The organism is Nocardia farcinica (assembly GCF_029867845.1).
Lineage (GTDB): Bacteria > Actinomycetota > Actinomycetes > Mycobacteriales > Mycobacteriaceae > Nocardia > Nocardia farcinica_A.
This window is the reverse complement of record NZ_JARWRU010001260.1, coordinates 1-5,701: the sequence shown is the minus strand read 5'-3', so window position 1 is coordinate 5,701 and position 5,701 is coordinate 1. Positions and strand designations below refer to the sequence as shown.

Here is a 5,701-nt window from a genome sequence, read left to right as displayed (position 1 = left end):
CCGCGGGCGGGGTCCCGCCGGGGGCCCCCGCCGCCCCCGCGGCGCCCCCCCCGCGCCCGCCCCCCCCCCCCCCCCCCCCCCCCGGGCGGGGCGGCCGGACCGAATCCGGTCCGACGCGAGAAGTTTCGGAATCGGGCACGGAGCGGCGCACCTCTCGCTCGGGCACCGCTCCTGTGAGCGATCGGGCTCAGTCGTCGGTGACGAGCACCTCGACGTCGATATTGCCCCGGGTGGCGTTGGAATACGGGCACACCTGGTGGGCTCGATCGGCCAGCTCCTGAGCCTGCGCACGCGGCACGTGCGGCAGGGTCACCTCGAGGGTGACCGCCAAGCCGAAGCCGCCGCTCTCGGTCCGGCCGATACCGACCTTGGCGCCGACGGTGGAGTCGTCGCCATTAGCCCCCGCCTGGCGCGCGACCAGACGCAGCGCGGAGTGGAAGCAGGCGGCGTAGCCCGCGGCGAACAGCTGCTCGGGATTGGCGCCCTCGCCGCTGCCGCCCATCTGCTTGGGCACGGCGAGCTGGAAGTCGATCCTGCCGTCGTCGGAGCGGACGTGACCGTCGCGGCCTTCGCCGGTGGCCAGCGCCTCGGTGGTGTACAGAACGTTCATGATCGGTTCCTTCCTGACTCGATTCGGGTGTCCATCGCCCGCCGCATGCGCGCCAGCGTGTCGCGCAGGGCGATCGCTTCCTCGAGCGAGAGGCCCGTGGCGTCGAGAATCTCCCGCGGGAGCTCGCATGCCTGCTCGCGCAGGGCGTTTCCGCGCTCGGTGAGCCGGATCTGCACGCGACGTTCGTCGGCGGTGGATCGGCTCCGCTCCACGAGCCCGACCGCTTCCAGCCGCTTGAGCAGCGGCGAGAGCGTGCCGGAATCCAGGGCCAGTTCTTCTCCCAGGTCGCGCACGGTGCGGCCGTCGCGCTCCCACAGGGACAGCAGGACCAGATATTGCGGATAGGTGATGCCCAGCTCGTCGAGCCTGGGGCGGTAGATGGCGGTCACGGCGCGAGATGCGGAGTACAGCTGGAAGCACAGCTGCTGATCGGGTGCGGGCAGGTCGGCCATGTACTGAACTGTAGTCACAATTCAGTTGTGCGCAATCAAGTTGTTCGCAATCACGCTGTCCCGCCTGCCACGGCGGGGATGATCATGACTTCGCCCCCGGGCGGCACGGCGGTGTCCAGGCCGCGCGACGTGCGGCACTCGTCGTCACCGACATAGAAGTTCACGTAACGGCGCAGCGTCCCGGTCTCGTCGCGGAGCCTGCGTTCGAGCGCCGGGAAGCGCGCGCCGAGACCGTCGAGCACCTCGCGCAGGGTCGACCCCTCGATCTCGAGTTCTTTCGCACCGCCCGCGTAGGGCCGCAGCGCCGACGGCAGGCGCACCAGGGCCACGGCACTCACCCCACGACTCGGGCGCGCACGCAGAGCACGTCCGGCAGGTTCTCGGCGACCGGCTGCCAGTGCTCGCCCTCGTCGGGGCTGCAATAGACCGTGCCGTTGCGGGTGCCGAAGTAGATGCCCGCCGGGTCGGCGTCGTCGGCGCACATGGCGTCGCGCATGACCGCGGCCCAGAACGGGGTCTGCGGCAGACCGTCGGTGTGCGCCGACCAGGTCTCGCCGCCGTCGGTGCTGCGGTAGACCGCGCAGCGCGCCTCCGGCGGGAAGCGGAACCGTTCCATGTCGGCGACCAGCGGGAAGGTGTAGATCCAGCCGGGGCGCGTGGGATGGGCGACGATCGGGAAACCGAAATTCGACGGCGGCAGGCCCGCGTCGATGGGGTGCCAGCCCGCGCCGTCGTCGGTGGTGCGGAAGACGCCGCCGTGGTTCTGCAGGTACATGGTGCTCGGGGTCGCGGCGTCGACGGCGACCTTGTGCACGCACTGGCCCCACTCGGGCTGCTGGTCGGGCATGAAATCGGCGGTGACGCCCTTGTTGGCCGGCTCCCAGCTGACGCCGCCGTCGGCGGACCGGTAGACCCCGCCGGTGGACATGGCCACGGTGATGCGCTGCCGGTCGATCGGGTGCGGCAGGACCGTGTGCAGCGCCAGTCCGCCACCGCCGGGCATCCACTGCGGTCGATGCGGGTGCTCCCACAGGCCACGGACGAGCTCGAAAGTCCTTCCGCCGTCGACGGATCGGAACAGCGCCGACGGCTCGACGCCTGCGTACACCACGTCCGGCTCACCCTCGGTGGCGGGGGCGATCTGCCAGATGCCGCCCAGTGCGGTTTCGGTGTCGTCCGGGAAGGCCAGCGGGGCGTCGTCGGGTTCGCTCCAGCTGCGGCCGAGGTCGTCGCTGGTGACCAGGGTCGGCCCGAAGTGGCTGTCCAGCACACCGGCGAGCACGCGCGGGGCCGCGCGTCTGGTGTCGATCGCCAGCGCCTTCACGTCCGCGATCGGGAACTGCGGCGGCTCCACGGTCCAGCTTCTGCGGCCGTCGGCGCTGTGCGCGAGGAACAGGCCCTTGCGCGTACCGATTCCGAGCAAGATCTCCATCGCCGACCTCCACTGGTGAATTCCCCGCTACGCCGACGAGTGCCGAGCGTACTCCGGGGGTCGGACGAAAATCCGCAGAACACGGAAGCCACCGCGCGTCGGCCCGCGCCGCGCCGGGCTACTCCCCCGCCGCGCTCGGCGGTTGCGCGGGGATCGCCCGCTCGACCGCCACGCGCACCAGTTCCCGTGCCCGCTCCTCGGTGAAGACCCCCGGCAGCGTGAGCCGTTCGAGGATGAGCCAGTTCAGCGCGAGGATCAGCAGCAGCACGGTGTTCTCGTCGCCGGGCATGTGGTGATCGAGGTGGGCGGCGACATTGAATTCGAGGTCGGCGCGCACCCGTTCGGTCAGCAGCGCTTGCAGTTCCGGCCGCCGGGTGGCCTCCAGCCGGAGTTCCAGCAGCGCCAGGTAGCCGGTGCGGAAGCGGGTGACGCGTTCGACGACCTCGGTCATGAGTTCGGTGAGCAACTCCCGCGAGGGCGGTTCGTCCAGTTTCGCCATCGCGGCATCGCCGGGGATGAGCCGTTCGTAGTAGCGGTTCCCGGTCTGGACGAGCAGGTCGTCGCGGTTGGCGAAGTAGTTGGAGGCGGTGCCTGCGGGCACACCCGCTTCCTTGTCGACCGCGCGGAAGGTGAGTCCCCGCGCGCCGTCGCGCGCCAGGACCTCGATCGATGCGTCCAGCAATGCCTGTCGGCGCTGCGGATTCGTGCGAACCATTGACACCACTCCAGTTGTAGTACTAACCTTCAAACCACTTCGATCAGAGTACTACACACGAAGTGATAGGCAGTAGGCGCCGACCCCCGGTCGTGTCCTGACTGCCCACGCTTCGCCGCGAGGAGGTCCGCATGCCCGAGAAGAAGCTCTGGAGCGAGGAATTCGGCTCCGCGACCGACGCCCCGATCCTGTTGATCATGGGTTCGATGTCGCAGGCCGTCCTGTGGCCGGAGGAGTTCATCGACCGCCTGGTCGCGGGCGGTCGCCGGGTGATCCGCTACGCCCATCGCGACACCGGCCGCTCCGACACCTACGAGTTCGCCCCCGAGCCCTACACCTGGCGCGACATCGCCGACGACGTCACGCGCGTGCTCGATGTCCACGGCCTCGACAGCGCGCACCTGGTCGCCCATTCGGCGGGCGGCCTGCTGGCCCAACTCCTGGCCGTCGAACAGCCGGGCCGGGTGCGCTCGCTGACCCTCATCGGCTCCTCCCCGCTCGGCGCGGGCGAGGGACAGGTGGTGATGCGGGCGCTGCTCGGGCAGCCACAGCCCGAGGGCAGCCTGCCCGAACCCACCCCCGAGTTCGTCACCTGCTTCCGGCGGATGATCGCCGCCCCGCCGCCGCTCGACCGGGAATCCCGCCTCGCGAACATGGTCGCCGAACAGCGCGTCCTGCACGGCACCGGGCTGCCGTTCGACGAGACCGCGGCACGCCGCTTGCAGGAACGGGTCCTCGACCGCGCGCGCGACATCGACGCGGTGGTCAACCACCGGCTGGCCGCGGCCGCCGACCCGGACTTCGAGCCGGTCGGCGTGCTGCACCGGGTGCAGGCGCCGACGCTGGTGGTCGAGGGCAGCCACGAACCGGCCAAGCCGGGGCACGGCGCGCTCATCGCCGAGGAGATCCCCGGTGCCCGGCTGATGATCGTGGCCGGGATGGGCCACACCCTGCCGCCGCAGGTGCACGAGGAACTGGCCGCCGCCGTCCTCGCGCACACCGCGGCCGAACGGCCGGTCAGGTCGTGAACAGGCCAGGTCGTGAACAGGGCCGGTCGTGAACAGGGACTCGCAGCCGCGGCGCTCCTGTCGGACCCGCGTGCGACCATGCGTGCGTGCCCGACCCCGAACCACGCCGCGCCCCGCCCGCCGATCCGGCGACGCCCGAGCGGGCGGTTCGCCGGGAGGCCTCGATCCTGCATGCCGACCTCGATTCCTTCTACGCCTCGGTCGAACAGCGCGACGACCCGAGCCTGCGCGGCCGCCCGGTCATCGTCGGCGGCGGTGTGGTGCTGGCCGCCTCCTACGAGGCCAAGGCCTTCGGCGTGCGCACCCCGATGAACGGCGCCCGCGCGCTGCGGCTGTGCCCGGATGCCGTGGTGGTGCCACCGCGCATGAGCGCCTACGCGGCCGCGAGCAGAGCGGTGTTCGAGGTGTTCCGGGACGTGACCCCGATGGTCGAGGCCATCTCCATCGACGAGGCGTTCCTCGACGTCGCCGGTCTGCGCCGCATCGCAGGCGAGCCGCTCGACATCGCCCGCGGGTTGCGCGCCCGCGTCCGCCACGAGGTGGGCCTGCCCATCTCGGTCGGCATCGCGCGCACCAAGTTCCTCGCCAAGGTGGCCGGCGCGGTCGCCAAACCCGACGGGCTGCGGCTGGTCGAACCCGAGCGCGAGCTCGAGTTCCTGCACCCGCTGCCGGTGGAACGCCTGTGGGGTGTGGGCGAGGTGACCGCCCGCACCCTGCACGAGCACGGCATCACCCGGATCGGCCAGCTCGCCGCGCTCGGCGAGGACGGCCTGCGCGGTCTGCTCGGCCGCGCCGCCGCCCGCCACCTGTCGGCCCTGGCGACGGCCCACGACCCGCGCCGGGTGGAGACCGGCCGCCGTCGTCGCTCGATCGGCGCGCAACGCGCCCTCGGCCGCGGCCGTCACGAACCCGAGGAGATCGAGGCCTGTCTGCACGGTCTGATCGACCGGCTCGGCAGGCGGCTGCGGGCCGCCCAGCGCGTCGCCCGCGCCGTGGTGCTGCGCCTGCGCTTCGACGACTTCTCCCGCGCCACCCGCTCACACACCCTGTCCGTCCGCACCGACGACACCGCCGTGCTGCTCGGCGTCGCCCGCGCGCTGCTGGCCGCCGCCGTGCCGATGATCGGGCAGCGCGGCCTGACCCTGCTCGGCCTGGCGCTGACCGACCTGGCCGACGCCGAACCCCGCCAACTGGCCCTGCCCCTGACCGACCGGGCCGACAACACCCTCGACCGCACCCTCGACGAGCTGCGCCGCCGCTTCGGTTCCGCCGCGGTCACCAGGGCAGCCCTGCTCGGCCGCGGCGAAGGGATCTCGGTGCCGCTGCTGCCCGACTGAACCCGAGTCGCGGGGGGGGGCAGAGCCGCCCCGGTGGGGGGTCGGAGGTGTAGGTGCGCCCGCCGATGAGCACCAGCGCACCCGGGGGCCGCCCCACCCGATGGGCGGGCCCGGCGGGCCCCCCGGG

The 5,701-nt window shown here is 72.1% G+C and carries 7 protein-coding genes; 2 read left to right on the top strand and 5 right to left on the bottom strand.

The features are described from left to right. Nucleotides 1-187: 187 nt before the first annotated feature. The 5 genes from QH283_RS28240 to QH283_RS28220 form a co-directional block, all read right to left on the bottom strand. Nucleotides 188-610 carry an organic hydroperoxide resistance protein gene (locus QH283_RS28240; RefSeq protein WP_280505971.1) on the bottom strand — a complete coding sequence of 141 codons (423 nt, stop codon included), beginning with the start codon at nt 608-610 and terminating at the stop codon, nt 188-190. Next, nucleotides 607-1,062, bottom strand: a complete 456-nt coding sequence (locus tag QH283_RS28235; protein ID WP_280505973.1) for a MarR family winged helix-turn-helix transcriptional regulator — start codon at nt 1,060-1,062, stop codon at nt 607-609. Before QH283_RS28235 ends, QH283_RS28240 begins: the two co-directional genes overlap by 4 nt. Before the next feature lie 50 nt (nt 1,063-1,112). After that, a complete protein-coding gene (locus tag QH283_RS28230) occupies nt 1,113-1,400 on the bottom strand; it encodes a MoaD/ThiS family protein (protein WP_280505970.1) in 288 nt (95 codons plus the stop codon). Beyond that, nucleotides 1,397-2,494 carry a WD40/YVTN/BNR-like repeat-containing protein gene (locus QH283_RS28225; RefSeq protein WP_280505969.1) on the bottom strand — a complete coding sequence of 366 codons (1,098 nt, stop codon included), beginning with the start codon at nt 2,492-2,494 and terminating at the stop codon, nt 1,397-1,399. The genes QH283_RS28230 and QH283_RS28225 overlap by 4 nt, the downstream gene beginning before the upstream one ends. A gap of 118 nt (nt 2,495-2,612) precedes the next feature. After that, nucleotides 2,613-3,209, bottom strand: a complete 597-nt coding sequence (locus tag QH283_RS28220) for a TetR/AcrR family transcriptional regulator (RefSeq protein ID WP_280505972.1) — start codon at nt 3,207-3,209, stop codon at nt 2,613-2,615. A 131-nt stretch (nt 3,210-3,340) separates the two neighbouring features. Between QH283_RS28220 and QH283_RS28215 the strand changes: the two genes are divergently transcribed. Continuing rightward, nucleotides 3,341-4,237: an alpha/beta fold hydrolase gene (locus QH283_RS28215; protein WP_280505968.1), complete on the top strand. Its 897-nt coding sequence runs from the start codon at nt 3,341-3,343 to the stop codon at nt 4,235-4,237. A gap of 86 nt (nt 4,238-4,323) precedes the next feature. After that, a complete protein-coding gene (gene dinB, locus QH283_RS28210; protein WP_280505967.1) occupies nt 4,324-5,574 on the top strand; it encodes a DNA polymerase IV in 1,251 nt (416 codons plus the stop codon). Nucleotides 5,575-5,701 lie beyond the last annotated feature (127 nt).